A 26,013-nucleotide genomic window follows, 5' to 3' on the forward strand; every position below is an offset into this window, starting at 1 on the left:
CGAACGGCTTTGCCAGAGCGGGCAAGGCGCATTATCTGGCAAGTGCGCGGCTCTCGCGCGTTCCGTCTGCTCGCATGACATGACAATTTGAAGGACCCTTGATGGATATCGCGTTCAGCCCATCCCGCCCCGAAGCCGATACCCTGGTTCTGGCCATGGCCAAGGATGCGACCGGAGGGTTGCCGATCGCGGCCGGGTCGGTCGTCATCGCTGGGGCCAGGGCGGCTCGGTTCGCCGGGGATACGGGGACGACATTCGAAACGTTCGTCGAGGAAGCCGGGCAGGTGCTGCGGGTCGTGCTGCTGGGAATCGGCGGGGGCGACGACGCCGATCTGGAACGCGCGGGCGGCGCACTGACGGCGAAGCTCGCGACCAGCGGCGCGGCGCATGCGGCGGTCGAATTCCCCGGCGGAGTGAGCGGCGCTGCGGCCGCGCGGCTTGCCTATGGCGCGTCGCTACGCGCATGGCGGATCGACACCTACCGCACGCGGCTGCCCGAAAAATCACGGCCCACGCTGGTCAAGCTGACGCTGGTGGCCAGTGGCGCGCAAGAGGCATGGGAGCGGCTGGCGGCGGTGGCGGCGGGCGTCGCGCTGACCCGCGAGCTTGTGTCCGAGCCCGCGAACATCATCTATCCCGAAAGCTTTATCGAGAGGTGCCGGCACCTTGAAAAGATGGGGATTGGCTTCACCGTGCTGGACGAGGTCCAGATGGCGGACCTTGGCATGGGCGCGCTGCTGGGCGTGGCGCAGGGTTCGGTGCGCAAGCCGCGCCTGCTGGCGATGGAATGGAACGGCACGGGGACCACGCAGGGCAAGCCGCTGGTGCTGGTCGGCAAGGGCGTGACCTTCGACAGCGGCGGCATTTCGATCAAGCCTGGCGCGGGCATGGAAGACATGAAGTGGGACATGGGCGGCGCGGGCGCGGTCGCGGGCGCGATGAAGGCGCTCGCCGGGCGCAAGGCGAAGGCGCATGTCATCGGCATATGCGGTCTTGTCGAAAACATGCCCGATGGCAACGCGCAGCGTCCGGGGGATATCGTCACGTCGATGTCGGGACAGACGATCGAGGTGCTCAACACCGACGCCGAAGGCCGGCTTGTGCTGTGTGACGTCATCACCTGGGCGCAGAAAACCTATGCGCCTGAGGTGATCGTCGACCTGGCGACGCTGACGGGTGCGATGGTGGTGGCGCTGGGCGACCAGTTCGCCGGTATCTTCGCCAATGACGATGGCCTGGCCGATGACCTGATCGCGGCGGGCAAGGCGGCGGGCGATCCCCTGTGGCGCTTCCCGCTGTCCGACGCCTACAACAAGATGATCGACAGCCCGATCGCCGACATGAAGAATATCGGGCCGCGCTTTGGCGGATCCATCACTGCCGCGCAGTTCATCAAGCGGTTCGTCGATGACGGCGTCAAATGGGCGCATCTGGACATTGCCGGCATGGTCTGGGCGGACAAGCCCGGCCCGGTGTGGGACAAGGGCGCAACCGGCTATGGCGTGCGGCTGCTCGACCGGCTGGTGGCGGATAAGTTCGAGCGTTGACGCCGACCCGGTAGGGGGAAAGCCTTGCAAGTCGATTTCTATCAGCTGAGCCGCGACCCGGTCGAACGGGTATTGCCCGCGATTGCCGAGCGGATCCTGGCGGGAGGCGGCCGGTTGCTGGTGGTGGCGGCCGATGGCGGGCGGCTGGAACGCTTGTCAGGCGGGCTTTGGGATGCGGGGGCAGAAACATTTCTGGCGCATGGGCTGGTGGGGCAGGCGGGTGAGAATGTGCAGCCGATCCTGCTGTCCGACCGGTGCGAGGCGCAGAACGGTGCCAGGCATGTCGCGCTGGCCGATGGGCTGTGGCGGGATGAGGCGCTGAGGTTCGAGCGCGCCTTTTATTTTTTCGATGCCGAAACGATCGGCGGGGCGCGGGCGAGCTGGCGGATATTGAGCAAAGCCGACGACGTGACGCCGCGTTTCTGGCGGCAGGATGGGCGCAAGTGGGTGCAAGGCCCCTGAACCCGCCGCCAGCGCCCCTTGCGGCGGGTGCCGGACCCGTCTAAAGGCGCGCCGACGCATTTTCCAACAGTTCGGAGTTCACAGGCTCATGGCCGCTACGCGCACCTTTTCGATCATCAAGCCCGACGCGACTCGCCGCAACCTGACCGGCGCGGTCACCAAGAAGCTGGAAGATGCGGGCCTGCGGGTTGTCGCGTCAAAGCGTATCCGCATGACTCGCGAGCAGGCGGAGGGCTTCTACGCGGTTCACAAGGATCGCCCCTTTTACGCCGACCTGGTTGCCTTCATGATTTCCGGCCCGGTGGTGGTGCAGGTTCTCGAAGGCGAGGATGCGGTGAAGCGCAACCGTGACATCATGGGTGCAACCAACCCGGCCAACGCGGACGAAGGCACGATCCGCAAGGAATTCGCCGAATCGATGGAAGCCAATTCGGTTCACGGATCGGACAGCGCGGAAAATGCCGCGATCGAGATCGCCTATTTTTTCAAGGCCGATGAAATCGTCGGCTGAAGCCAAGTTCATCCGAGATTGAAAAGGCCGGGGCATCCCCCGGCCTTTTTTGCGGTCATTGCGATTGCGGCGGCACTTCGAACCTGTCGATGACCCAGTCTTCCGCCTGTGCCCCGCCGATCCATTCCTGCATCCACGGATGGGCGATGATCGCCTGCATATAGCCTTCGGCAAAGCGCGCGACCGGCAGCTGGTAGGTGATGAACCGGGTCACGACCGGCGCGAACATCACGTCGGCCGCACCAAATTCCCCGAACAGGAAATCGCCCGATCCGCCATGCCGGGCGCGCGCTTCTGCCCAAAGCTGCATGATGCGCGCCAGATCCTGCGCCACCGCTTCGGACGGCTGCCGGGACGGATAGATCTGGCGGATGTTCATGCTGTGCTCGCGGCGCAGGGCTGCGAAGCTGCTGTGCATTTCGGCCGCCATCGAGCGCGCCATGGCGCGCGCGCCAGGGTCGGTCGGCCAGAATTTGTCGCCGCCCGACATTTCGTTCAGATATTCGATGATCGCCAGACTGTCCCAGACGACGATGTCGCCATCCCACAGGATCGGCACCTTGCCCGACGAAGGCGCGAACTCGTCGCCTTCGCGCCGTTTTTCCCAGGCTTCGTCATAGAGGGGGACGACCACCTCCTCGAACGGCAGGCCCGACAGCTTGCACGCCAGCCAGCCGCGCAGCGACCAGCTTGAATAGGCCTTGTTGCCAATGAACAGTTTCATCATCGGCCCCTCTTAGCCGCAGGAGGAAGGCGAAGTCGAGGCCGGCAACGCACTGGCCCGACCGCGTCGACGACCGGAGACCTCCGCGGGGCAATCCCAATCATATCCGCGCGGCTTTCAAACCTTTATCGATCTGTGTCTGCCAGCCGGTACGATACGAGAAACGAGCGATTTGCGAGGAAAATCTGGATGCCCGACAAGGATTCGAACCTTGATTGACGGAGTCAGAGTCCGCTCTCTTACCATTAGAGGATCGGGCATCGGCCGCCCAAGGGCGACTGGAAGCGCGCAGATAAGCCCGCAAGGCGCGGCGGTCAAGGGCGATATCGCAGGGCGGAGCCGACAATTCAGGGCGCAGGCGTCGGGGCGGGGCTGTCCTTCGCCGGAATGGACCGAGGCGGCTCTGTACCGGGACGCTGGCTGATTCGGACGATTTCGAAGCGTTCCTTGCGCCGTACGCCAGCCAGCGCCGGGATCGGCGCGATCGCTTGGGTCTGGGCCTGTGCCTGAACCTGCGCAGGCTCGCGCACCCGCATGCATTCGCGTCGGACCGGGCGCGGGGTTTGGTTGCAGTTCCACAAGGCGCGCTGAAGTCCGCTGGCGGCGTTGTGGATATAGGCAAAGGCCATGGCGTCGATCTGGCTGCCGCTCAAGGGGAAGCCAACCGGAACGCCGCCGCCCGCGCGCCACGCCATGATTCGGCATTCGGACCGGCCGGCGCAGAAGGTCTGGGCGAGCGTGGGCCAGCTGTCGGGCAGCGCGCCGCCCGACAGTTCGAGCAGGAAAGTGCGCGCGCCGGGCGCGATCGCGATCAGTCGGCCCGCGCCGAAGCTCTTGCCCAGCGAATCCGTTCCGATCGCCTGCTGCGGCCGGGCGGCGAGCAGCGCCGCGCCGGAGGGGTGTGTGCCTGCAAGCTGCTGCACATTCGGCAGGGGGGCGTCTGGCGCGCCATGATGTGCGAGCGAGATGCGGGCGATGCGACCGATCAGCGGCTCTCCGCTGCCGCTGCCGCGCCCGAACGCGGCCCCAGTGCCCCACCAGCCGCGCCAACGGAAGAAGAGGTGGCTGCCGACCGCCGCTACCTTGTCGAGGCTGCTGCTCCAATAGGGAACGACCCAGTCGGTATGATAATGGGTGGCGTGGCCAACCGGGGTATAGACCTGTCCCGACAGCATTTCCCTGGCGACCATGCGCGCGCGATCCCAGGCTCCGGCCGAAGGCACGCGCGTCAGCGCGCCGTCGCAGGTGAAAGTGAACTGGCATCCGGTGGTGCGTTCCTGCCCCTGGAATACGACGCCGCACACTGTCTTGGGAAAGGCGGGGTGGCGCACGCGGTTGAGTACGACCTGCGCCACCGAGCGCTGGCCGACGGCATCGTCGCCCGCCTCGTAAAGCTGCGCTGCGGCGAGGCAATCGACCGCGCGCGCCAGGTCGGTTGCCGACCCTGTGAAGACGAAGGGCCGGGCGGCAGGATTGGGCGCGGTGGAAAAGGGGATGGCGGCGTTCAGCGTGCGCGCGCTGTCACGCTCCAGCGCATAGACTTTCACCGGCTCGACGGGCGGCGGCACGGCGCGCGCGGCGACGGCGCGCGCCCGCGACAAGGCCGCCTGCACCGCTGACGGCGGTCGATCGCCGACGTCGTTCCAGGCGACGAGCGCGGGCAGGCCGGCGAAGATCGCCAGCCATAACAGCCATGCCGCCCACGGCGGCCCGTCCGTATCGGCCCGGTCGCGCGTCATATGCCGCGGCGGATCATTCCGGCAAGAAGTCGGGAACCGACAGATACCGCTCGCCGGTATCATAGTTGAAGCCGAGTATGCGCGAGCCTGCGGGCAGCGACGGAATCTTCTGCGCGATGGCGGCGAGCGTGGCGCCCGAAGATATGCCGACCAGCATGCCTTCCTCGCTTGCGGCGCGGCGCGCATAGTCCTTGGCGGCGGCGGGATCGACCTGGATCACGCCGTCGAGCGCCTGGGTGTGCAGGTTCGCCGGGATGAAGCCGGCGCCGATGCCCTGGATCGGATGGGGACCGGGCTGGCCGCCGCTGATCACCGGGGACAGGGTCGGCTCGACGGCATAGACCTTGATCGTCGGCCAGGCCGCCTTTAGCACTTCGGCGACGCCGGTGATATGGCCGCCGGTGCCGACGCCGGTGATGAGCGCGTCGATCGGCGCGTCATCGAAGTCGGCCAGTATTTCCTTCGCGGTCGTGCGGACATGGACGTCGATATTGGCTGGATTTTCGAACTGTTGCGGCATCCAGCTGCCCGGGGTCTTGGCGACGAGGTCCAGCGCGCGCTCGATCGCGCCTTTCATGCCCTTTTCGCGCGGGGTAAGGTCGAAGGACGCGCCATAGGCCAGCATCAGGCGGCGGCGCTCGATCGACATGCTTTCGGGCATGACCAGGACCAGCTTGTATCCTTTGACAGCCGCGACCATGGCCAGGCCGACGCCGGTATTGCCCGATGTCGGCTCGATGATCGTGCCGCCCGGCTGCAGATCGCCCGACGCTTCGGCCGCTTCGATCATGGCAAGGGCGATGCGGTCCTTGATCGACCCGCCGGGATTGGACCGTTCGGACTTGATCCAGACTTCTGTTCCGGCGGGCGCACCGGCAAACAGCTTGTTGACGCGGATGTGCGGGGTGTGGCCGATCGTGTCCAATATGCTGGAAGCTTTCATGTGGCTTTCTCCTGGCTGATGTCCGCCGCCCTTATGTCGGGTAGGTCGAAGCTGCGTGCAAGGCGCAATTCGGGGAAGAGTCGCGCCCAGATGAGGGTGATGACGATAGCACCGATGCCGCCGCCGATCACCGCGACAACTGGCCCCACCAACGCGGCGAGAAAGCCCGATTCGGCCTCGCCCAGTTCGTTGGAGGCAGAAATGGTGAGTTGCGACAGGCTGGACACGCGGCCGCGCATCGCATCGGGCGTGTGCAACTGGATCAACGACTGGCGGACATAGACCGACACCATGTCGGCAAAACCCAGAACGATCAGCGATCCCAGCGCGATTTCCATGGCGATGTCGGTGGGTGCAAAGGCGGTGAGGCCAAAGGCGATGGTGGCGAGGCCGAACAGGATGACCGCGCCCAGCATCTTGAGGCCGACCTCGCTGCGCATCGGGCGGAAGGAGAACCATAGCGCGGTAATCCCCGCGCCGATCCCCGGTGCGGCGGCAAGGTGGCCCAGCCCGCGCGAGCCGACATGCAATATGTCGCGCGCATATATAGGCAGCAGCGCGGTCGCGCCCGCCAGCAGCACCGCGAAGAGATCGAGCGTGATCGTCGCCAGCACCAGCCGGTTGCCCCGGACATAGGCGAAGCCGTCGATCATCTGGCGCACCGGATGCCGGCTGGTGTCGCGCGCCGATTGCGGCACCGGCCCGATCATCATCATGCTGGCCAGCGCCACGGTGTAGAGCAGGGCGGCGAGCGCATAGGCGCCCCATGGCTCGATCGCGAAGGCATAGCCGCCCAGCGCCGGGCCGATGATCATGCCGAGCTGCCAGGCGACGCTGGAAATGGCGATCGCTCTGGGCAAGACGGCGCGCGGGACCAGATTGGGGGCGAGCGCGCCATAGGCGGGGCCATTGAAGGCGCGGGCTATGCCCACAAGCATGGCTACGAAGATGATAAGCGGCAGGCTGACCCAGCCTTCATAGGTGGCAAAGCCAAGCAGGCCCGACGCCGCCATCATCAGCGCCAGCGTCAGCCGGGTGATCATGCGTCGATCGAAATGGTCGGCGACCCATCCGGTGACGGGTGTCAGGAAAAAGAGGGGAGCGAACTGCGCGAGGCCGATCAGCCCGAGCTGCGCCGCCGCCGCTGACGGGCTCATCGTGTCGCGGGCGATATTATAGGCCTGCCAGCCCAGCACGATCATCATCGCATATTGGGCCAGCACCGCGCAGAGCCGGCCGCCCAGATAGGCGCGGAAATCGCGGTAGCGCAACGGGTGGCGATCGGCGGGAAGGGTCATCGCCGATGCCTTAGCCCCGGTACGGGGGCGGCGGCAACCGCAGAGCGCTGCGCTCAGCACAGTAAAACTTCGTCGCGCGATGATCCGCCTATCTGGCCGCGCCGGTCAGGCCGGCAGGAACATGTCCGGGTCGATCGCCATCAGGGCGTCGGCGCCTCCCTCGATCTTGCGGCGCAGCGCGCCCGCGTCGGGCATGATGCGTTCGGCAAAGAAGCGCGCTGTGACCAGCTTGGTTTCCAGATAGCGCGCGTCGCCTTCGCCCGCGGCCAGCAGATCGCTGGCTGCCCTGGCCATGCGCAGCCACATGAGGCCCGTTGCGACGATACCCATGATATGCAGATAATGGTGAGCGCCAGCGCCTGCGTTGTCGGGATTTTTCATCGCATTCTGCATCAGCCACATCGTCGCTGCCTGAAGCTGGCCGGTCGCTTTTTCGAGCGCGTCGGCAAACGACGCGAGTTTCTCATTGCCCTTGGCCTCGGCGATTTCGGTCGCGAGCAGCTTGAGGAAGGCCTGGAGCGCGCGGCCACCGTTTAGCGCCAGCTTGCGGCCGACCAGATCCATCGCCTGAATGCCGTTGGTGCCTTCGTAAATTTGGGCGATGCGCGCGTCGCGGACATATTGTTCGACCCCGTTTTCCCGGATGTAGCCGTGGCCGCCGAACACCTGCTGACTTGTGACGGCGACATCGAAGCCCTTGTCGGTGCCATAGCCCTTGATGACCGGCGTCAGCAGCGAAAGCAGGTCGCTGGCAGCCTCGCGTTCTTCTTGCGTTGCCGCATGGTCGGCGAGATCAACCTGGAGCGCGCCCCACAGGATCAGCGCACGCAGCCCCTCGGTCAACGCCTTGGCCTCCATCAACATCCGGCGAACGTCGGGGTGGACAAACAGCGTGTCGGCCTTTTCATCAAGGTCCTTGGGACCGGTCAGGGCGCGGCCCTGGCGCCGCTCGCGCGCATAAAGGACCGCATTCTGATAGGCGATCTCGGCCTGGCCCAGTCCCTGGAGGCCCACCCACATGCGCGCGGCGTTCATCATGATGAACATCGCGGCCAGGCCCTTATTCTCCTCGCCAACCAGCCAGCCGGTCGCGCCGTCATAATTCATGACGCAGGTGGCGTTGCCGTGAATGCCCATCTTATGTTCCAGCGCGCCGCACGACACCGCATTGCGGTCACCCAGCGATCCGTCCGCATTCACCATTATCTTGGGGACGACGAACAGCGAAATACCCTTGCTGCCTTCGGGCGCGCCGGGCGTCTTGGCGAGCACGAGGTGGATGATGTTTTCCGACAGGTCATGGTCGCCCGCCGAAATGAATATCTTGGTGCCGGTGATCGCATAGCTGCCATCGGCATTGGGCACGGCCCTGGTCTTGATGAGGCCAAGGTCGGTGCCGGCATGAGGTTCGGTCAGGTTCATCGTGCCGGTCCATTTGCCCGACACCATGTTGGGGACATAGCGCGCCTTCAGATCGTCGCTGCCCTTGACCAGCAGCGCTGACACCGCGCCACTGGTCAGGCCATGATACATTTCAAAGCTGTGATTGGCGGACAGCACATATTCGCCCGCCGCCACTGCAATGACGTTGGGCAAACCCTGCCCGCCGAATTCCTGCGGCGCATGCAGCGTCGTCCAGCCGCCGGCGACATATTGGTCGAATGCGTCCTTGAAGCCGGTCGGGGTCGTGACGCTGCCATCGGAATGGCGGGTGCAGCCTTCCTGGTCGCCCACCGCGTTCAACGGGAACAGCACTTTCGCCGCGAAGCGCCCGCCTTCGCTCAAAATGGCTTCGACAAGGTCGGGCGTGGCGGCGCTGAAACCGGGGAGGTTGGAGAAACGGTCGATCCCCACGACATGATCGAGCACGAAGCGCGTGTCGCGGACGGGGGCGGTGTAGCTGGGCATTATCTTCTCCGGGCGGTATTTTTATCGGGCAGGTCGCTTCAAGAGCGGTCGATGGACGCGACGAAATCGGTAAGTTCGGCGATGGCCGCATCTATGTCGGCCTTTTGCCGGGTGAGCAGGTCGATGCGGGCGTTGCATTTCCGTACGGTGACGCGACGCTGCTCCTCATGATCCTCGTCCGCATCATACAGGTCGATCATCTCGCGAATGTCGGACAGGCTGAAGCCCACGCGCTTGCCACGCAGAATCCAGGCGAGGCGGGCGCGATCGCGGCGCGAATAGATGCGCGCCAGCCCCTGTCGCTGCGGCGCGATCAGCCCTTCATCCTCATAGAAGCGCAGGGCGCGTGCGGTGACGCCGAATTCTTCCGAGAGGTCCGAAATGCTGTAGCTGTCGCGATCCCGATGATCGGGCATCTCGATGCCGGCTATGCTTGTACGTTGGTTCATAATCGGTGATGTAGTTTCCGTTTACGTTCACGTCAATATGCGTTGACGATTTGAAGCTCTTCACAAAATCCAACAAAGCTTCTATATGTCCATCCAACAAGTCGTGCCGCGCTGTCATATCGACGGGGTGGCTCGCGCCCCGGTCGTCCGGGTGTCATGGCCGCGTTGCGCACGGTTATTGGCGGGAATAGGGCGATTTCGGCGGTTCCTCAGACGCTGGCAGTGCGGTTCGGACAGTCCCGACCCGCACTTTTTTTCGTGGGCCCATTGCCCGCGAATCGGCTGAATCTCCGCTGCGATGCGGTGTATTTGCGACGAACGAAGGCAGGAACACGCATGGCGACCAAGGCTCCCTCCCCGATCTCTAATAAAGGCGTCAACACAACCGGCGCGAAGAAGCGTATTCGCAAGGTTTTTGGCGACATCCACGAAGTGGTGCAGATGCCGAACCTGATCGAGGTTCAGAGGGAGAGCTACGAACAGTTCCTGCGGTCCGATCCGTCGATCGGTTATGTGTCAGGTCTTGAAAAGACGCTGCGCAGTGTTTTTCCGATCCGCGATTTCGCCGGCACCGCCGAAATGGATTTCGTCCATTACGAGCTGGAAGACCCCAAATATGATACCGAGGAATGCCGCCAGCGCGGCATTACCTATGCCGCGCCTATGCGCGTCACGCTGCGCCTCATCGTGTTCGAAGTGGATCAGGACACCGAGAGCCGCTCGGTTCTCGATATCAAGGAGCAGGACGTCTATATGGGCGATATGCCCCTGATGACGGGCAACGGCACTTTCATCATCAACGGCACCGAGCGCGTCATCGTTTCGCAGATGCACCGTTCGCCGGGCGTTCTGTTCGACCATGACCGGGGCAAGACCCACTCGTCGGGCAAATATCTGTTTGCCGCGCGCGTCATTCCCTATCGCGGTTCGTGGCTGGACTTCGAATTCGATGCCAAGGACATCGTCAACGTCCGGATCGACCGCAAGCGCAAGCTGCCCGTCACCGCGCTGCTGTTCGCGCTGGGCCTGAACGCTGAAGAGATTTTGGGTCACTTCTACAACAAGGTGACATTCCTGCGGGGCGAAGGCGGCTGGCAGATTCCCTATGTCGCCGAAGCATGGCGCGGCATGAAGCCCGCCTTCGACATCGTCGATGCCAAGTCGGGCGAAGTCGTGTTTGCGTCGGGCCACAAAATCTCGCCGCGCGCCGCCAACAAGGCGGAAAAGGATGGACTGGAAACGCTGCTGATCCCGACCGAGGAAATCTTCGGCCGCTACAGCGCTTACGATCTGGTCAATGACGCCACCGGCGAAATCTACATCGAAGCAGGCGACGAAGTGTCGTCTGAAAATCTCGAAAAGCTCGACAAGGCGGGCATTGACCGCATCGAGCTGCTCGACATCGACCATGTCACGACCGGTCCCTGGATCCGCAACACCCTGAAGGCCGACAAGGCCGAGGATCGCGATCAGGCATTGAGCGACATCTATCGCGTGATGCGCCCCGGCGAACCGCCGACGAAGGAAACCGCCGAAGCGCTGTTCGCTGGCCTCTTCTTCGATCCGGAGCGCTACGACCTGTCGGCCGTCGGCCGCGTCAAGCTGAACATGCGTCTCGATCTGGATGCGGAGGACACTGTTACCACCCTGCGGACCGAGGATATCCTGGCCGTGGTCAAGGAATTGGTGAACCTCAAGGACGGCAAGGGCGAAATCGACGATATCGACAATCTGGGCAACCGTCGCGTGCGTTCGGTCGGCGAACTGCTGGAAAACCAGTATCGCGTCGGTCTGCTGCGCATGGAACGCGCGGTGAAGGAGCGTATGTCGTCGGTCGACGTGTCGACCGTGATGCCCAACGACCTGATCAACGCCAAACCGGCGGTCGCCGCGGTGCGCGAATTCTTCGGCTCCTCGCAGCTTTCGCAGTTCATGGACCAGACGAACCCCTTGTCGGAAGTCACCCACAAGCGCCGCGTTTCTGCGCTCGGGCCGGGCGGTCTGACCCGCGAGCGCGCGGGCTTTGAAGTCCGCGACGTTCACCCGACCCATTATGGTCGTATCTGTCCGATCGAGACGCCCGAAGGCCCGAACATCGGCCTGATCAACAGCCTCGCGACGTTCAGCCGCGTCAACAAATATGGGTTCATCGAAACGCCCTACCGCAAGGTCATCGACCATAAGGTGACCGACGACGTCGTTTATCTGTCGGCGATGGAGGAGGCCAAGCACACGATCGCACAGGCCAACGCCGAGCTGAACGAAGACGGGACCTTTGCCGAGGATCTGATTTCTTCGCGTCAGGCCGGCGAATTCCTGATGGCGCCGCGCGATCTCATCACCCTGATGGACGTCAGCCCCAAGCAGCTGGTGTCGGTCGCTGCATCGCTCATTCCGTTCCTGGAAAATGACGACGCCAACCGCGCGCTGATGGGATCGAACATGCAGCGCCAGGCCGTGCCGCTGGTTCAGGCCGAGGCGCCGTTTGTCGGCACCGGCATGGAAGGCACGGTTGCGCGCGATTCCGGCGCGGCCATCGCCGCCAAGCGTTCGGGCATCGTCGATCAGGTCGATGCGACCCGTATCGTCATCCGCGTGACCGGCGACATCGGCGCCGGCAAGTCGGGCGTCGATATCTACACGCTCCAGAAGTTCCAGCGGTCAAACCAAGACACCTGCATCAACCAGCGTCCGCTGGTGAAGGTCGGCGACATCATCGACGCCGGCGACGTGATTGCCGATGGCCCCTCGACCGAGTTCGGTGAACTGGCGCTGGGCCGCAACACGCTCGTCGCGTTCATGCCCTGGAACGGCTACAACTACGAAGACTCCATCCTGATCTCCGAGCGGATCGTGAAGGACGACGTCTTCACCTCGATCCACATCGAGGAGTTCGAGGTCATGGCGCGCGACACCAAGCTGGGGCCGGAGGACATCACTCGCGATATCCCGAACGTCGGCGAGGAAGCGCTGCGCAACCTCGACGAGGCGGGCATCGTCTATATCGGCGCCGAAGTGGAGCCGGGCGACATACTGTGCGGCAAGATCACCCCCAAGGGTGAATCGCCGATGACGCCGGAAGAAAAGCTGCTTCGCGCCATCTTCGGTGAAAAGGCATCTGACGTGCGCGACACTTCGCTGCGTCTGCCGCCGGGCGTTGCGGGCACGGTCGTCGAGGTGCGGGTGTTCAACCGCCACGGCATCGACAAGGACGAGCGCGCGATGGCGATCGAGCGCGAGGAAATCGACCGTCTCGCCAAGGATCGCGAGGACGAACGCGGCATTCTCAACCGTGCGACCTATAATCGCGTGCGCGAAATGCTGCTGGGCCAGACCGCGACCGCCGCGCCCAAGGGCGTCAAGAAGGGTGGCGTGATCGACGAGGCGCTGCTCGACGAGGTCGAAAAGCATGAGTGGTGGAAGTTCGCCGTCGCCGATGACGCGCAGCAGAGCGATCTGGAAGCGGTCAAGGCGCAGTATGACGAGGCGGTGAAGTCGATTGTCGACAAGTTCGAGGATCGTGTTGACAAGCTGCAGCGTGGCGATGAACTGCCGCCCGGCGTGCTCAAGATGGTCAAGGTGTTCGTCGCGGTGAAGCGCAAGCTGCAACCGGGTGACAAGATGGCCGGCCGTCACGGCAACAAGGGCGTCATTTCGCGCATCCTGCCGGTCGAGGACATGCCGTTCCTGGCCGATGGCACCCATGTCGACATCGTGCTCAACCCGCTGGGCGTGCCGAGCCGCATGAATGTCGGGCAGATCTTTGAAACGCATCTGGGCTGGGCCGCGCGCGGCCTTGGCCAGCAGCTCAAGCATGCGCTGGAGGATTGGCGCGACGCCAATCCGAACCCGACGGCGGGCGACATGCCCGACGCGGTCAAGGACCGGCTCAAGACGATCTATGGCGACCATTATATCGACGAAATCGAAGCGCGGACGCCCGAACAGATCATCGATCTGGCCGAGCATCTGGAGCGCGGCGTGCCGATGGGCACGCCCGTGTTCGACGGTGCGCGCGAAGCCGACGTGTCGGCGATGCTGGAACTGGCGGGGCTGCATACTTCGGGCCAGTCGGACCTGTTCGACGGACGCACTGGCGACATGTTCGACCGCAAGGTCACGGTGGGCATCATCTACATGCTGAAGCTCCATCACCTTGTCGATGACAAGATCCATGCTCGTTCGATCGGCCCCTACAGCCTCGTTACCCAGCAGCCGCTGGGCGGCAAGGCGCAGTTCGGTGGCCAGCGCTTCGGCGAAATGGAGGTCTGGGCGCTCCAGGCCTATGGCGCCGCCTACACGTTGCAGGAAATGCTGACGGTGAAGTCCGACGACGTGGTCGGCCGCACCAAGGTCTATGAGGCGATCGTCAAGGGGGACGACACGTTCGAGGCCGGCATTCCCGAAAGCTTCAACGTGCTGGTCAAGGAAATGCGCTCGCTCGGCCTCAACGTCGAACTCAACACGATCGACGAGATCGTCGAGGACGACGGCGGCTTCGCGGCGGCGGCGGAATAAGGGGTTGCGGGCGCCGCTGTGGTGGCGTCCCTTCTCTTCCGCCCGAAAATTTGCCCTCATGAGGGAATGAAAAGATGAACGAACTGACCAACTTCGCCAACCCGGTCGTCAAGCCGGAAACCTTCGACCAGATCCAGATCGGCCTTGCCTCGCCAGAGCGTATCCGGTCATGGTCCTTCGGCGAGATCAAAAAGCCCGAAACCATCAACTATCGCACGTTCAAGCCCGAGCGCGACGGCCTGTTCTGCGCGCGCATCTTCGGTCCGATCAAGGATTATGAGTGCCTGTGCGGCAAGTACAAGCGGATGAAGTACAAGGGCATCGTCTGCGAGAAGTGCGGCGTCGAAGTGACCGTGTCGAAGGTGCGTCGCGAACGCATGGGCCATATCGAGCTGGCCGCCCCGGTCGCGCATATCTGGTTCCTCAAATCGCTGCCCAGCCGCATCGGCCTGCTGCTCGATATGCAGCTCAAGCAGCTTGAGCGCGTCCTCTATTTCGAAAGCTATATCGTCACCGAGCCGGGCCTGACCCCGCTGGAGAAGTATCAGCTTCTGAACGAAGACGAGCTGCTCGACGCCCAGGACGAATATGGCGAAGACGCCTTCACCGCCGGCATCGGCGCGGAAGCGGTCAAGCAGATGCTGATGGACCTCGACCTTGAGGGCGAGAAGCAGATCCTGCTCGAAGAGCTGGCGACGACGAAGTCGGAACTCAAGCCGAAGAAGATCATCAAGCGCCTCAAGGTCGTCGAGAGCTTCCTGGAATCGGGCAACCGCCCCGAATGGATGATTCTGGACGTCGTGCCGGTCATACCGCCGGAACTGCGCCCGCTCGTTCCGCTGGATGGCGGCCGTTTCGCGACCTCGGACCTCAACGACCTGTATCGCCGCGTCATCAACCGCAACAACCGTTTGAAGCGGCTGATGGAGTTGCGCGCGCCGGACATCATCGTCCGCAACGAAAAGCGCATGTTGCAGGAAGCCGTTGACGCACTGTTCGACAATGGCCGCCGCGGCCGCGTCATCACCGGCGCCAACAAGCGTCCGCTCAAGTCCTTGTCCGACATGCTCAAGGGCAAGCAGGGCCGCTTCCGCCAGAACCTGCTCGGCAAGCGCGTCGACTATTCGGGCCGTTCGGTCATCGTGACCGGCCCGGAACTCAAGCTGCACCAGTGCGGCCTGCCGAAGAAGATGGCGCTCGAACTGTTCAAGCCTTTCATCTACGCGCGGCTCGACGCCAAGGGTCTGTCGATGACCCTCAAGCAGGCCAAGAAGTGGGTCGAGAAGGAGCGCAAGGAAGTCTGGGACATCCTGGACGAGGTGATCCGCGAGCATCCGGTGATGCTGAACCGCGCGCCGACGCTCCACCGCCTTGGCATCCAGGCGTTCGAGCCCGTGCTGATCGAAGGCAAGGCGATCCAGCTTCACCCGCTGGTCTGCTCCGCCTTCAACGCCGACTTCGATGGCGATCAGATGGCCGTTCACGTTCCGCTGAGCCTTGAAGCCCAGCTGGAAGCACGCGTCCTGATGATGTCGACCAACAACATCCTGTCGCCCGCGAACGGCAAGCCGATCATCGTGCCGTCGCAGGACATGGTGCTGGGCATCTATTATCTGTCGATGGAGCGTGAAGGCGAGCCGGGCGAGGGCATGTTGCTGTCCGACATGTCGGAAGTGCATCAGGCGCTGTTCGCCAAGGCGGTGACGTTGCACAGCAAGATCATCAGCCGCGTCCCCCAAACGGACGAGGCCGGCGAACAGTATATGAAGCGTTACGAAACCACGCCGGGTCGCATGTTGCTGGGCGAGTGCCTGCCCAAGTCGCACCGTGTGCCTTTCGACGTCGTCAACCGCCTGCTGACCAAGAAGGAAATCGGCGACGTCATCGACCAAGTCTATCGCCACACCGGCCAGAAGGACACGGTGCTGTTCGCCGACGCCATCATGGGTCTGGGCTTCCGCCACGCGTTCCAGGCGGGCATTTCGTTCGGCAAGGACGACATGGTCATCCCCGATTCCAAGGTCGGCACGGTCGATGACACCAAGGCGCTGGTGGCCGATTACGAACAGCAATATCAGGACGGCCTGATCACCCAGCAGGAAAAGTACAATAAGGTGATCGACGCCTGGAGTCGTTGCGGCGACGTGGTGGCCAACGCGATGATGGACGAGATTCGCGCCCAGCCCAAGGATCCCAAGACGGGCCGCATGGCCCCGATCAACTCCATCTACATGATGGCGCATTCGGGTGCGCGCGGGTCCCAGGCGCAGATGAAGCAGCTGGCGGGTATGCGCGGCCTGATGGCCAAGCCGTCAGGCGAGATCATCGAAACGCCGATCATCTCGAACTTCAAGGAGGGCCTGACCGTCCTTGAATATTTCAACTCCACCCATGGCGCGCGAAAGGGCCTGGCGGACACCGCGCTCAAGACGGCGAACTCGGGTTACCTGACCCGCCGCTTGGTCGACGTGTCGCAGGATTGCACGATCGTCGAGGAAGATTGCGGTACCGACAAGGCGTTGGAAATGAAGGCGATCATCCAGGGCGGTTCGACCATCGCGTCGCTGGGCGAGCGTATCCTGGGTCGCACCACGGCCGAGGACATCGTCGACACCAAGGACAACAGCGTCGTCATCCCCATCGGCACGCTGCTCGACGAAGCCATGATCGCGCAGATCGAAGCGATCGGCACCCAGGCCGTCAAGATCCGCAGCCCGCTGATCTGCGAAAGCACGATGGGCGTTTGCGGCAAATGCTATGGCCGTGATCTTGCCCGCGGCACGCCGGTCAACATCGGCGAAGCGGTCGGCGTCATCGCGGCGCAGTCGATCGGTGAGCCTGGCACCCAGCTGACGATGCGGACTTTCCACATCGGCGGCGCGGCCCAGCTCAACGAAACGTCGAACCTGGAAGCGGTGTCGGACGGTACGCTGGAACTGCGCGACATGCCGACGATCACGGACAGCCGTGGCCGCCGCCTGTCGCTGGCTCGCAACGGCGAACTGGCGATCATCGACAGCGAAGGTCGCGAACGCGCGGTTCATCGCCTGCCCTATGGCGCGACCATCCTGTTCGAAAACAACGCGCCTGTTAAGCAGGGCGACCGGATCGCCGAATGGGATCCGTTCACCATGCCGGTGATCACCGAGAAGCCGGGTATCGTCAAATATGTCGACCTGATCGACGGCAAGACGCTGACCGAACAGACCGACGAAGCGACGGGCATCGCCCAGCGCGTCGTCACCGAGCATCGCGGCGCGACCCGCACCAAGGAGGATCTGCGTCCGCGCCTGACTCTCTTGGATGATGGTTCGGGTGAAGCCGCACGCTATATGCTGGCGGTCGGCGCGACCCTGTCGGTCGAGGATGGCCAGCAGGTCGCGGCGGGTGACGTGCTGGCGCGTGTATCGCGCGAGGCGGCCAAGACCCGCGACATCACCGGCGGTCTGCCGCGCGTTGCGGAACTGTTCGAGGCGCGCAAGCCCAAGGACAATGCGATCATTGCCAAGGTGTCGGGCCGCGTCCAGTTCCTCAAGGATTACAAGGCGAAACGCAAGATCGCCATCAATCCCGAGGATGGCGGCGAACCGGTGGAATATCTGATCCCCAAGAGCAAGGTGATCGACGTCCAGGAAGGCGATTTCGTCAAGCGCGGCGACAATCTGATCGGCGGTTCGCCCGATCCGCATGATATTCTCGAAGTGCTCGGTATCGAGCCGCTCGCCGAATATCTGGTCGCTGAAATCCAGGAAGTCTATCGACTGCAAGGCGTGAAGATCAACGACAAGCATATCGAGACGATCGTTCGTCAGATGCTGCAAAAGGTCGAGATCACCGTGTCGGGCGACACCACGCTGCTGGTCGGCGAACAGGTCGACCGCGAGGAGATGAACGAGATCAACGCCAAGCTGGGCGCGGGCATGTTGCCCGCCGAAGGCAAGCCGGTGCTGCTCGGCATCACCAAGGCGAGCTTGCAGACCCGCAGCTTCATTTCGGCCGCGTCCTTCCAGGAAACCACCCGCGTCCTCACCGAAGCGGCGGTCCAGGGCAAGAAGGACACGCTCGTCGGCTTGAAGGAAAATGTCATCGTCGGTCGGCTGATCCCGGCGGGCACGGGCGCCGGCATGAATCGCCTGCGCGTGGCGGCCTCCAGCCGCGACGCGGCGCTGCGGGCCGCGATGCGCGCCTCTGCCCAGGTCGACCTGATCGCGCCCAGGACGGCGGCGCAAGAACATGCCGCCGAACTGGCTCAGGGTCCCGAAGCCGCGATTGGCGACGATCCGCTGGGTGCGGTTCAGGGGGAAGACTTTACCACGCAGGACATTGATTGAGTTGTTATTTGAAATGAAAGGAGCCGCTTCCTACATGGGGAGCGGTTCCCAGCCCTTCGACCCGATGGGTCGATGACGAGGCCCGCCGGATCTGACGATCCGGCGGGTTTTCATTTTTGGCGGGAGTGGAAAGGATGTCCGCCGAGACTGGGCTATTCGAAGATGCTGACGTTCATTCCAGCCCGCGCATAATGCGCCAATCGAGTGTTGAGCGTCCCGATGTGCAATTCCAGCTTGTGCCCATCGGGATCCAGAAAATAGAGAGAGTGACCCTCGCTGACATCATCTTTCCAGACGATAGCATGGCGCACGATCAGCTCCTTCAACTGGCAGAAGCCTTCTTCCTCTACGTCGAACGCAAAATGCGTATAGTCTTCGCGAGCGTTAACGGTTGGTTCGAGCGACAAGCACAGCCACAGCACTCCTGCTTCAAGATATGCTCCCTCTTGCCACTGAGCGCGCAAGGTGCAGAAGGATGTCGCGATAGAAATGAATTGATCGGGGAAGGTTCGCTACCGCGAGTGTCAAATGGTTGAGGCCGCGGATGGCTGGCGTGTCCATGCCCTCATTCCCCCAACAAAACCCCGCTAACCGACCCGTTCCGCACTGAACATACGAATGGCAGGGCCCCCTTGCCGTCGCCCACGTCCAGATCGCCTTCGACCTCCCAACCAGTCGACATCGTCCGCGCCACCGGCGCGCCCAGCAGCTTCGCGCCGCCGCCGACGTCTCGCCGGGCTTCCGCGCCGCAGGCCTCCCGCGCGGCTTGCGCCGTTCTGATCGAACCGTAGCCTGGGCTTGCATAGGGCGCGCGCCTCGCGTCGCGCTCGGCCTGGCGGTCCTTCGCTATATCGCTGATGATCGCGGCATCGACCGCACGCCTGTAGGCGCGACGGTCATAGCCGGTCTGCGCCATCGCGGGGGTCAGAACGCCCGTCAGCAGCAGAGCGATCGACAGGCGACCGGTTCGGGTAAGCATGGCAATTCTCCTGCAATCAATGCGGCCATTCTATCGCGACGTGGTCCGCGCGAGTGTGCGCCAGATCACTTGAACAAACTACCCAAAATGCCGCGCACCAGCTTGCCCGCGATCCCGCCGCCCGATGCCCTGCGGTTCGATCCGCCGAACACCGCGCGGCCCAGTTCATTGGCTACCTGCCGCCCGACCGAGGATGCGGCGGAGCGGGTCGCGGACTGTACCACCTTTTCCAGCGTTCCAGGTCTCGCCGCCTCGCGCGCGGCGGCGGCATCCAGCCGCGCCTGTTCCTTGAGTTGCTGCTCGCGCTGCTTTGCCTCGGCCCTGGCCTGCGCGGCGGCGGCCTTGTCGGACTCGGCCTGCGCCTTCGCCGCCTGCGCCGCAGCGGCGGCTGCGTTGCCGCGCGCGGCGAGAATTTCTTCGGCCGACTCGCGGTCGACCGCATCGTCATATTTGCCCTCGACTGGCGAGATCGACTGGACGATCGCGCGCTCCTTGGGGGTTACCGGGCCAAGGCGGGAGCGGGGCGGGGCGATCAGCGTGCGCTGGACGATGCCGGGCGAACCGTCCTCCTGCAACAGCGACACCAGCGCCTCGCCGGTCTTGAGTTCGGTAATCGCGGTTTCGACGTCAAGGTCGGGATTGATGCGGAATGTCTCCGCCGCCGCCTTGATCGCTTTCTGGTCGCGGGGCGTGAAGGCGCGTAACGCGTGCTGGACGCGGTTGCCCAATTGCCCCGCAACCTCTTCGGGAATGTCGATCGGATTTTGCGTCACGAAATAGACGCCCACGCCCTTGGACCGGATCAGGCGGACAACCTGCTCGATCTTGTCGGTCAGCGCCTTGGGCGCGTCATCGAACAGCAGATGCGCTTCGTCGAAGAAGAAGGCGAGCTTGGGCTTTTCCGGGTCGCCGACCTCGGGCAGGGTCTCGAACAGTTCCGACAACAGCCACAGCAGGAAGGTCGCATAAAGCTTTGGGCTCTGCATCAGCTTGTCGGCGGCCAATATGTTCACATAGCCGCGACCCTGGTCGTCGACTTTCAGGAAGTCATGAATGTCGAGCGCGGGTTCGCCGAAGAAGTGCGCGCCACCCTGGCTGTCGAGTTGGAGCAATTGCCGCTGGATCGCGCCGACGCTGGCCTTGGTCACATTGCCGTAGCGCGCCGACAGCATGTCGGCATTTTCCGCGCAATAGGCAAGCATCGCCTGGAGATCGCCCAGGTCGAGCAGGAGCAGCCCTTCCTCGTCGGCATAGCGGAAAGCGATGGTCAGCACGCCCTCCTGCGTCTCGTTAAGACTCATCAGCCGTGCGAGCAGCAGCGGCCCCATCTCGCTGACGGTGGTGCGGATCGGGTGCCCCTGTTCGCCGTACAGGTCCCAGAAGATCGCGGGATTGTCGGCATAGCTGTAGTTTTCCAGGCCGATTTCCTTCGCGCGCGACACCAGCTTGTCGGCATTTTTGAAGGTCGGGGATCCGGCCATGGCGATGCCCGACAGGTCCCCCTTCACATCGGCGACGAACACCGGCACGCCAAGGGCGGAGAAATTTTCAGCGATGCCCTGCAAAGTAACCGTCTTGCCGGTGCCGGTCGCCCCGGCAATCAGGCCATGGCGGTTGGCGCGCCTGAGATTGAGATATTGCGGAACGCCGCCGGCTTTTTCAGGTGCGCCAAGGCCCAGGAAAATACCGTCGGTCATATGATTTTTCCCCAAGGAAAAGCCCGTTCGCCCCGAGCCTGACGAAGAGTGGGTCTTCGACAGGCTCAGCCCGAACGGGCTTGTAAGCTATCCCCAATCTACGAGCCTGGGGATCGTTTCGGCAAGCGTCGTTTACTTGTCGCGGATGCGTACCGGCAGGAACGTGACGGGCTGACCGCGACGCAGCACCTGGAGCAGAACGGCGTTGCGGCCTTGCGCCACGACCTGCTTGACCGCAGCGTCAAGTTCGGCCTGCGATGCTACCGGGCGATTGTTCGCGGTGATGATCACATCGCCGCGACGCAGCCCTTTGGCGGCGGCGTCGGTGGAAGCATCGACCGCCGTTATGACGATGCCCCGCGTCGTGTCGGGAATGCCGAGCTGGCGGATGATCGAAGGGGTCAGGGGGATGGCGGACAGGCCAAGCGACTGGGCGGAGGCGTCGCTGCTGTTGGGATTGGACTGTTGGCCGAAATCTTCGTCCTGGGGCTGAGCGAAGCTGGTCAATTCATCCTCTGACGGGCGCTCGCCGATCACGGCGTTGACAGTCTGGCGCTGGCCGTTGCGGATCAGCACGATCGGCGCGCGCGACCCGATCGGCAAATTGGCGACGATCGATGACAGATTCTGGTCCGGCGTGACTTCCACGCCGTTGACGCTCACGATCACGTCGCCGGCCTTGATGCCCGCCCGGTCCGCGCCCTTGCCTGGCTCGACGCCCTGAACGAATTCGCCGCGATTCTTGGCGAGACCCAGCGATTCGGCCATGTCTTCGCCAAGCGGGCTGATCTGAATGCCCAGATAGCCGCGCTTGACCGCCTTGCCGGTGCGCAGCGTTTCGATGATCGGCAGCGCCTGTTCCGAAGGAATCGCGAAACCGATGCCGACATTGCCGCCCGTGGGAGACAGAATCTGGCTGTTGATGCCGATCACATTGCCGCGCATGTCGAACATCGGGCCGCCCGAATTGCCCTGGTTGATCGACGCGTCGGTCTGGATGAACTTATCGTAGGTGCCGCCGGTGGCGCGGTGGACCGCCGAGATGATGCCTGCGGTGACAGTGCCTGACAGCGCGAAGGGATTGCCGATCGCGACCACCCAGTCACCCACGCGCGCGCGGGTCGAATCGCCGAACTTGACGAAGGGCAGGGGCTTGTTCGCGCTGATCTTCAGCACGGCGAGGTCGGTCGCCGGATCGCGGCCGACCAGCTTGGCGGGATATTCCTCGCGATTGGTCATGGTGACGGTGATGCTGTCGACGCTTGCGCCCTCCGCGCCGGCCGAAACCACATGGTTGTTGGTGACGATATAGCCGTCGGCGGAGATCAGGAAGCCCGAGCCCAGCGATTGCGCCTGACGCGTCTGCGGCCGTCCACCCTGACCCTGACCGAACAGGTCACCAAAGGGCGTGCCGGCGAACGGATTTTGCACCTGCACCCGCTGCTTGGTCGATATGTTGACCACGGCAGGTTGCAGTTTTTCGACCATGTCGGCGAGGCTGGCGGGCGCGCCCTGCGGCGCAGCGGCCTGAAGCCCCTCATTCTGCGCGGTTTGCGCACCGACATTGGAACTGGATGTGACGGCGATGGCGGTGCCGCCGAGCAGCAGGGCTGCGGTAATGGCATAGGCGTAACGCACTCGTGACGATCCTCTCATGATCGGTGGAAAAGGGGGAGGAATCCAACGGAAATCACTGGATGCCGCGCCCTTCCTTAACCCACATTGAATAGGCTTGTTCCAGAGCGCTACTGGCCCTGGAACTGCTTCAGGAACTCGTTGTCGCGCGACAGCACCATAGAAGTCTGACCGCCGCGCTCGGGCGCAAATGTATAGCGATAGCTCTGCATCGCCCGGTAGAAATCGTAAAATGCCGGGTCCTTGCCGAAACTGTCGGCATAGACGCGCGCGGCGTTGGCGTCGGCTTCCGCTCGGATGATCTGCGCTTGCTTTGCACCCTGGGCACGAATGGTCAGCGCTTCCTGCTCGCGCGCCGTTCGCATCCGGGTAAAGGCGCTTTCGAGCGGCGTGCCGTCGGGAAGGTCGGCACGCTTGATCCGCACGTCGATGATTTCCGCGCCATATTGGCGTGCGACGCGGTTAAGCCCTGCCTCGATATTGTTCATCACTTGCCCGCGCTCGGGGCTGAGCAGTGCGGCGAAGGGGCGCTTGCCCAGTTCGTTGCGCAGGGCCGAACCCAGGATCGGGCGAAGCGCGTCCTGCACCCGTTCCGCGCTGCCCGCCGAAATATACATGCGCAGCGGATCGACGATGCGATAGCGCGCAAAGGCGTCGACCTGCAACCGCAGCTGGTCGGTCGACAGCACCTGCTGGCGCTCCATTTCCACCGACTGGACCCGCTTGTCCATCCACACGATCTGGTCGATGAACGGCCAGCGCGCGATGAGACCCGCGCCGGTCTGGCCGAATTTCTCATTGGGGCGGTAGCGGTTGACGATCGCCTTGGGCTCGCCGAAGCGGACGATCACGCCCTGGCGTGTTTCGGGCACGATGGTCAGGGTGCTGCCGATCAGGATCAGCAGGGCGATGGCCATCAGCGCGATGGCGATGGGGTTGCGTAACGCGGCGGGCATCACCGGCCCTCCGTCGCGGGGGCAGGCGAGGGGGCCGCCTGGGCCCGGCGCTTGATTTCCGGCAGCGGCAGATAGGGCGTCACGCCGCCGGTTTCGACGATGGTCTTGTCGACGTTGGACAGCACGCCCTCCATGGTTTCATAATACATGCGCTGGCGCGTCACTTCGGGCGACAGGCGATATTGCTCATAGACCTTGTCGAAGGCGGCGGCTTCGCCCTGCGCCTTAGCCGTCACCTGCTGCGCGGCGGCGCGCGCTTCGTTGAGGTAGGTCTGGGCGGTCTGCTGCGCGGCGGACACCGCCTTGAACGCATCGTTGACCGCGACCGGCGGATCGGCCTGCTTGATCGCGACGCCCTGGACGCGAATGCCCGACCGGTAGGTGTCGAGGATTTCCTGCATGCGCAGCTCGACCTGCTGCTCGATCGCGGTTCGGCCAGCGCCCAGCGCATCGTCGAGCGAAACGCTGGCGACCACCGACCGCATGGCGCTTTCGGCAACTTCGCGGACAGCGCCGTCGGGATCGGACAGCTGAAACATATAGAGTTCCGGGTTGCGGATGTTCCAGCGCACCGAATAGGCGAGGTCGATGATGTTCTGATCGCCCGTCAGCACCAGATTTTCCGATTCGGCGGTAGCCGACCCGACATCTATCGTGCGGATTTCCTCCACATCGACGGTGTTCACGCTTTCGAACGGAGCAGGCAGCGTCAGGCTGATTCCCGGCGACAGGGTGCGGCTATATTTGCCCAGCATGGTGACGACGCCGCGCTCCTGCGGGCCGACCCGATGGATACAGGTCAGCGCCAGCCACAATATCAGCATCAGGCCGAGCGCAATCGGCCACAGCGCCTTGCCCGCCGGTCCCTGCGGCAGTCCGCCGAAGCCGCCGCCGCCCTGGCCGAAACTCTCGCGCCCGCGCCGCAGCAATTCGTCGATCGCCGTTGGGCCCCTGCCGCCCGCACGTGTGGGTTGCGTCCACGGATTGCGCGGGCCGCCATCGCGCCCGCCGCTTCCATCGCCATCTTTTCCCGGCTCGTCATTCTTGCCGCCCCAGGGACCCTGGACCATCGCGCTGACGAAGCCGGGCATCCGCCCGAAAAATCTGTTCATGCTGGCCTGTATAGGAATAGGCGACGCCGAAAAACAGTGCCCTTCGCAACGTTATTCCTTAATAGCACGCGGATGATCGATCTGACCCCGCTATCCGACCAGCTGAAGACATTGACCGGCGGCCGCGCCAGCACCCCGCGATTGCGCGACGGCGTGTTGACGCTCGCCCTGGACGTGACCGGGCTGTCGCCCGAGGCGCGCGACGCCATGGCCGATGCTGTCCGCGCGGCGGCAGGGGGGCTGGCGGAGGTCACGGACGTGCGCGTCGCGCTTACCGCGCAAAAACCGTCATTGCGCGTCATTGCGGTGGGTTCGGGCAAGGGCGGGGTGGGCAAATCGACGCTGTCGGCCAATCTGGCCGTGGCCATGCGGCGCCTGGGGCATCGGGTCGGGCTGGTCGATGCCGACATCCAGGGGCCGTCGCAGGCGCGGCTGATGGGCAGCGAAGGGCAGCGTCCGACGGCGCGCGACAGCCGGATGGTTCCGGTGATCGGCGCGGCTGGCGTGCCGATGCTGTCGATGGCGCATCTGATCGAACCGGGGCAGGCGATCGCGTGGCGCGGGCCAATGGTCGGCAATGCGCTCGGCCAGCTGCTCGATGCACGGTGGGAAGATGCGGGCGTCGACCTGCTGATCGTGGACCTGCCGCCCGGCACCGGCGATATCCAGTTGTCGATGATTCAGAAGCACAAGCCGGCGGGGGCGATCATCGTGTCCACGCCGCAGGATCTGGCGCTGATCGACGCGACGCGCGCGGTCAGCCTGTTCGAACAGGCGCATGTGCCGCTGATCGGGCTGGTGGAAAACATGGCCGGTTACGCCTGTCCCCATTGCGGCGAGGTGTCCGATCCGTTCGGGCAGGGCGGGGCGGAAGCGGCGGCAACCCAGATGGGCATGGATTTTCTTGGCCGGATCCCGCTGCATATCGCGATTCGCCAGGCATCGGATGCCGGCGCGCCGCCGGCTGCGGGGGATGACGAGCATGCCGCCTCTTTCCTGGCCATCGCTCGTCGGCTCGCGGCCTGGCTTGCCGCGCGATGAAGGGAAAGGCGCGCGTCCTTCGATAAATGCGCTCCCGGGCACACCGGTCGTCGCCGGTCGCATCGCGGGATCGGGCACAGAATTTCCTCCGGCGCTGCAAAAAAGCGCTTGACGGTTTTCGGGGTCGGGCCTAGAGGGCTGTTCACCGGACGGGGCGCTGCCT

At 63.9% G+C, this 26,013-nt stretch carries 17 protein-coding genes, 1 tRNA gene and 1 pseudogene; 6 read left to right on the forward strand and 13 right to left on the reverse strand.

Going from position 1 to position 26,013, the window contains the following annotated elements; all coding sequences use genetic code 11:
- Nucleotides 1–101 precede the first annotated feature (101 nt).
- The 3 genes from WG908_RS13155 (at nucleotide 102) to ndk (ending at nucleotide 2,520) form a co-directional block, all read left to right on the forward strand.
- The gene (locus tag WG908_RS13155) at nucleotides 102–1,547 is read left to right on the forward strand and encodes a leucyl aminopeptidase (protein ID WP_340187044.1); all 1,446 of its coding nucleotides are present in this window, start codon (nucleotides 102–104) and stop codon (nucleotides 1,545–1,547) included.
- Nucleotides 1,548–1,571: 24 nt separating this feature from the next.
- On the forward strand, nucleotides 1,572–2,009 hold the full coding sequence (locus WG908_RS13160) for a DNA polymerase III subunit chi (RefSeq protein ID WP_340187045.1): 438 nt from the start codon (nucleotides 1,572–1,574) through the stop codon (nucleotides 2,007–2,009).
- Nucleotides 2,010–2,097: 88 nt separating this feature from the next.
- Nucleotides 2,098–2,520: a nucleoside-diphosphate kinase gene (gene ndk, locus WG908_RS13165; RefSeq protein ID WP_340187046.1), complete on the forward strand. Its 423-nt coding sequence runs from the start codon at nucleotides 2,098–2,100 to the stop codon at nucleotides 2,518–2,520.
- 55 nt (nucleotides 2,521–2,575) lie between these two features.
- Here the strand turns inward: ndk and WG908_RS13170 are convergent, their stop codons facing one another.
- The 7 genes from WG908_RS13170 to WG908_RS13200 form a co-directional block, all read right to left on the reverse strand.
- A complete protein-coding gene (locus tag WG908_RS13170; RefSeq protein ID WP_340187047.1) occupies nucleotides 2,576–3,247 on the reverse strand; it encodes a glutathione S-transferase family protein in 672 nt (223 codons plus the stop codon).
- Between the two features lie 183 nt (nucleotides 3,248–3,430).
- Nucleotides 3,431–3,504: transfer RNA gene (locus WG908_RS13175), tRNA-Gln, on the reverse strand.
- Nucleotides 3,505–3,591: 87 nt separating this feature from the next.
- Complete coding sequence (locus WG908_RS13180; RefSeq protein WP_340187048.1) at nucleotides 3,592–4,983, reverse strand: cell wall hydrolase; 1,392 nt, start codon at nucleotides 4,981–4,983, stop codon at nucleotides 3,592–3,594.
- A 13-nt stretch (nucleotides 4,984–4,996) separates the two neighbouring features.
- On the reverse strand, nucleotides 4,997–5,926 hold the full coding sequence (cysK, locus tag WG908_RS13185; protein ID WP_340187049.1) for a cysteine synthase A: 930 nt from the start codon (nucleotides 5,924–5,926) through the stop codon (nucleotides 4,997–4,999).
- Nucleotides 5,923–7,224: an MFS transporter gene (locus WG908_RS13190; RefSeq protein ID WP_340187050.1), complete on the reverse strand. Its 1,302-nt coding sequence runs from the start codon at nucleotides 7,222–7,224 to the stop codon at nucleotides 5,923–5,925. The genes cysK and WG908_RS13190 overlap by 4 nt, the downstream gene beginning before the upstream one ends.
- A 105-nt stretch (nucleotides 7,225–7,329) precedes the next feature.
- Complete coding sequence (locus WG908_RS13195) at nucleotides 7,330–9,132, reverse strand: acyl-CoA dehydrogenase C-terminal domain-containing protein (protein ID WP_340187051.1); 1,803 nt, start codon at nucleotides 9,130–9,132, stop codon at nucleotides 7,330–7,332.
- Nucleotides 9,133–9,170: 38 nt separating this feature from the next.
- Complete coding sequence (locus tag WG908_RS13200) at nucleotides 9,171–9,581, reverse strand: MerR family transcriptional regulator (protein WP_340187052.1); 411 nt, start codon at nucleotides 9,579–9,581, stop codon at nucleotides 9,171–9,173.
- A 336-nt stretch (nucleotides 9,582–9,917) separates the two neighbouring features.
- On the opposite strand from WG908_RS13200, the gene rpoB reads away from it, so the two are divergent.
- Both rpoB and rpoC read left to right on the forward strand, forming a co-directional pair.
- Nucleotides 9,918–14,099 carry a DNA-directed RNA polymerase subunit beta gene (gene rpoB, locus WG908_RS13205; protein WP_340187053.1) on the forward strand — a complete coding sequence of 1,394 codons (4,182 nt, stop codon included), beginning with the start codon at nucleotides 9,918–9,920 and terminating at the stop codon, nucleotides 14,097–14,099.
- Between the two features lie 74 nt (nucleotides 14,100–14,173).
- On the forward strand, nucleotides 14,174–18,430 hold the full coding sequence (gene rpoC / locus WG908_RS13210; RefSeq protein ID WP_340187054.1) for a DNA-directed RNA polymerase subunit beta': 4,257 nt from the start codon (nucleotides 14,174–14,176) through the stop codon (nucleotides 18,428–18,430).
- A 152-nt stretch (nucleotides 18,431–18,582) separates the two neighbouring features.
- Here rpoC and WG908_RS16570 read toward each other — a convergent pair.
- From WG908_RS16570 to hflK, 6 genes and pseudogenes are all read right to left on the reverse strand, one after another.
- Nucleotides 18,583–18,991 (reverse strand): annotated as a pseudogene (locus tag WG908_RS16570) (VOC family protein).
- A 4-nt stretch (nucleotides 18,992–18,995) separates the two neighbouring features.
- A complete protein-coding gene (locus tag WG908_RS13225) occupies nucleotides 18,996–19,409 on the reverse strand; it encodes a hypothetical protein (RefSeq protein WP_340187055.1) in 414 nt (137 codons plus the stop codon).
- A gap of 65 nt (nucleotides 19,410–19,474) precedes the next feature.
- Nucleotides 19,475–21,106: a helicase HerA-like domain-containing protein gene (locus tag WG908_RS13230; RefSeq protein ID WP_340187056.1), complete on the reverse strand. Its 1,632-nt coding sequence runs from the start codon at nucleotides 21,104–21,106 to the stop codon at nucleotides 19,475–19,477.
- A gap of 132 nt (nucleotides 21,107–21,238) precedes the next feature.
- Nucleotides 21,239–22,744 (reverse strand): Do family serine endopeptidase, encoded by a 1,506-nt coding sequence (locus WG908_RS13235; protein ID WP_340187057.1) that lies wholly within the window; start codon nucleotides 22,742–22,744, stop codon nucleotides 21,239–21,241.
- A 107-nt stretch (nucleotides 22,745–22,851) separates the two neighbouring features.
- On the reverse strand, nucleotides 22,852–23,697 hold the full coding sequence (hflC, locus tag WG908_RS13240; protein WP_340187058.1) for a protease modulator HflC: 846 nt from the start codon (nucleotides 23,695–23,697) through the stop codon (nucleotides 22,852–22,854).
- Complete coding sequence (hflK, locus tag WG908_RS13245) at nucleotides 23,697–24,809, reverse strand: FtsH protease activity modulator HflK (RefSeq protein ID WP_340187059.1); 1,113 nt, start codon at nucleotides 24,807–24,809, stop codon at nucleotides 23,697–23,699. The genes hflC and hflK overlap by 1 nt, the downstream gene beginning before the upstream one ends.
- A gap of 72 nt (nucleotides 24,810–24,881) precedes the next feature.
- Between hflK and WG908_RS13250 the strand changes: the two genes are divergently transcribed.
- A complete protein-coding gene (locus WG908_RS13250) occupies nucleotides 24,882–25,850 on the forward strand; it encodes an Mrp/NBP35 family ATP-binding protein (protein ID WP_340187060.1) in 969 nt (322 codons plus the stop codon).
- Nucleotides 25,851–26,013: the final 163 nt, after the last annotated feature.

Origin of the sequence: Sphingobium anseongense (genome assembly GCF_037725245.1) — a bacterium.
Classification (GTDB): domain Bacteria; phylum Pseudomonadota; class Alphaproteobacteria; order Sphingomonadales; family Sphingomonadaceae; genus Sphingobium.

Coding starts and splice junctions, on each gene's coding strand:
- WG908_RS13155 (WP_340187044.1), top strand. CDS start 102: ATGGATATCGCGTTCAGCCCATCCCGCCCCGAAGCCGATACCCTGGTT.
- ndk (WP_340187046.1), top strand. CDS start 2,098: ATGGCCGCTACGCGCACCTTTTCGATCATCAAGCCCGACGCGACTCGC.
- WG908_RS13170 (WP_340187047.1), bottom strand. CDS start 3,247: ATGATGAAACTGTTCATTGGCAACAAGGCCTATTCAAGCTGGTCGCTG.
- WG908_RS13180 (WP_340187048.1), bottom strand. CDS start 4,983: ATGACGCGCGACCGGGCCGATACGGACGGGCCGCCGTGGGCGGCATGG.
- cysK (WP_340187049.1), bottom strand. CDS start 5,926: ATGAAAGCTTCCAGCATATTGGACACGATCGGCCACACCCCGCACATC.
- WG908_RS13190 (WP_340187050.1), bottom strand. CDS start 7,224: ATGACCCTTCCCGCCGATCGCCACCCGTTGCGCTACCGCGATTTCCGC.
- WG908_RS13195 (WP_340187051.1), bottom strand. CDS start 9,132: ATGCCCAGCTACACCGCCCCCGTCCGCGACACGCGCTTCGTGCTCGAT.
- WG908_RS13200 (WP_340187052.1), bottom strand. CDS start 9,581: ATGAACCAACGTACAAGCATAGCCGGCATCGAGATGCCCGATCATCGG.
- rpoB (WP_340187053.1), top strand. CDS start 9,918: ATGGCGACCAAGGCTCCCTCCCCGATCTCTAATAAAGGCGTCAACACA.
- rpoC (WP_340187054.1), top strand. CDS start 14,174: ATGAACGAACTGACCAACTTCGCCAACCCGGTCGTCAAGCCGGAAACC.
- WG908_RS13225 (WP_340187055.1), bottom strand. CDS start 19,409: ATGCTTACCCGAACCGGTCGCCTGTCGATCGCTCTGCTGCTGACGGGC.
- WG908_RS13230 (WP_340187056.1), bottom strand. CDS start 21,106: ATGACCGACGGTATTTTCCTGGGCCTTGGCGCACCTGAAAAAGCCGGC.
- hflC (WP_340187058.1), bottom strand. CDS start 23,697: ATGCCCGCCGCGTTACGCAACCCCATCGCCATCGCGCTGATGGCCATC.
- hflK (WP_340187059.1), bottom strand. CDS start 24,809: ATGAACAGATTTTTCGGGCGGATGCCCGGCTTCGTCAGCGCGATGGTC.
- WG908_RS13250 (WP_340187060.1), top strand. CDS start 24,882: ATGATCGATCTGACCCCGCTATCCGACCAGCTGAAGACATTGACCGGC.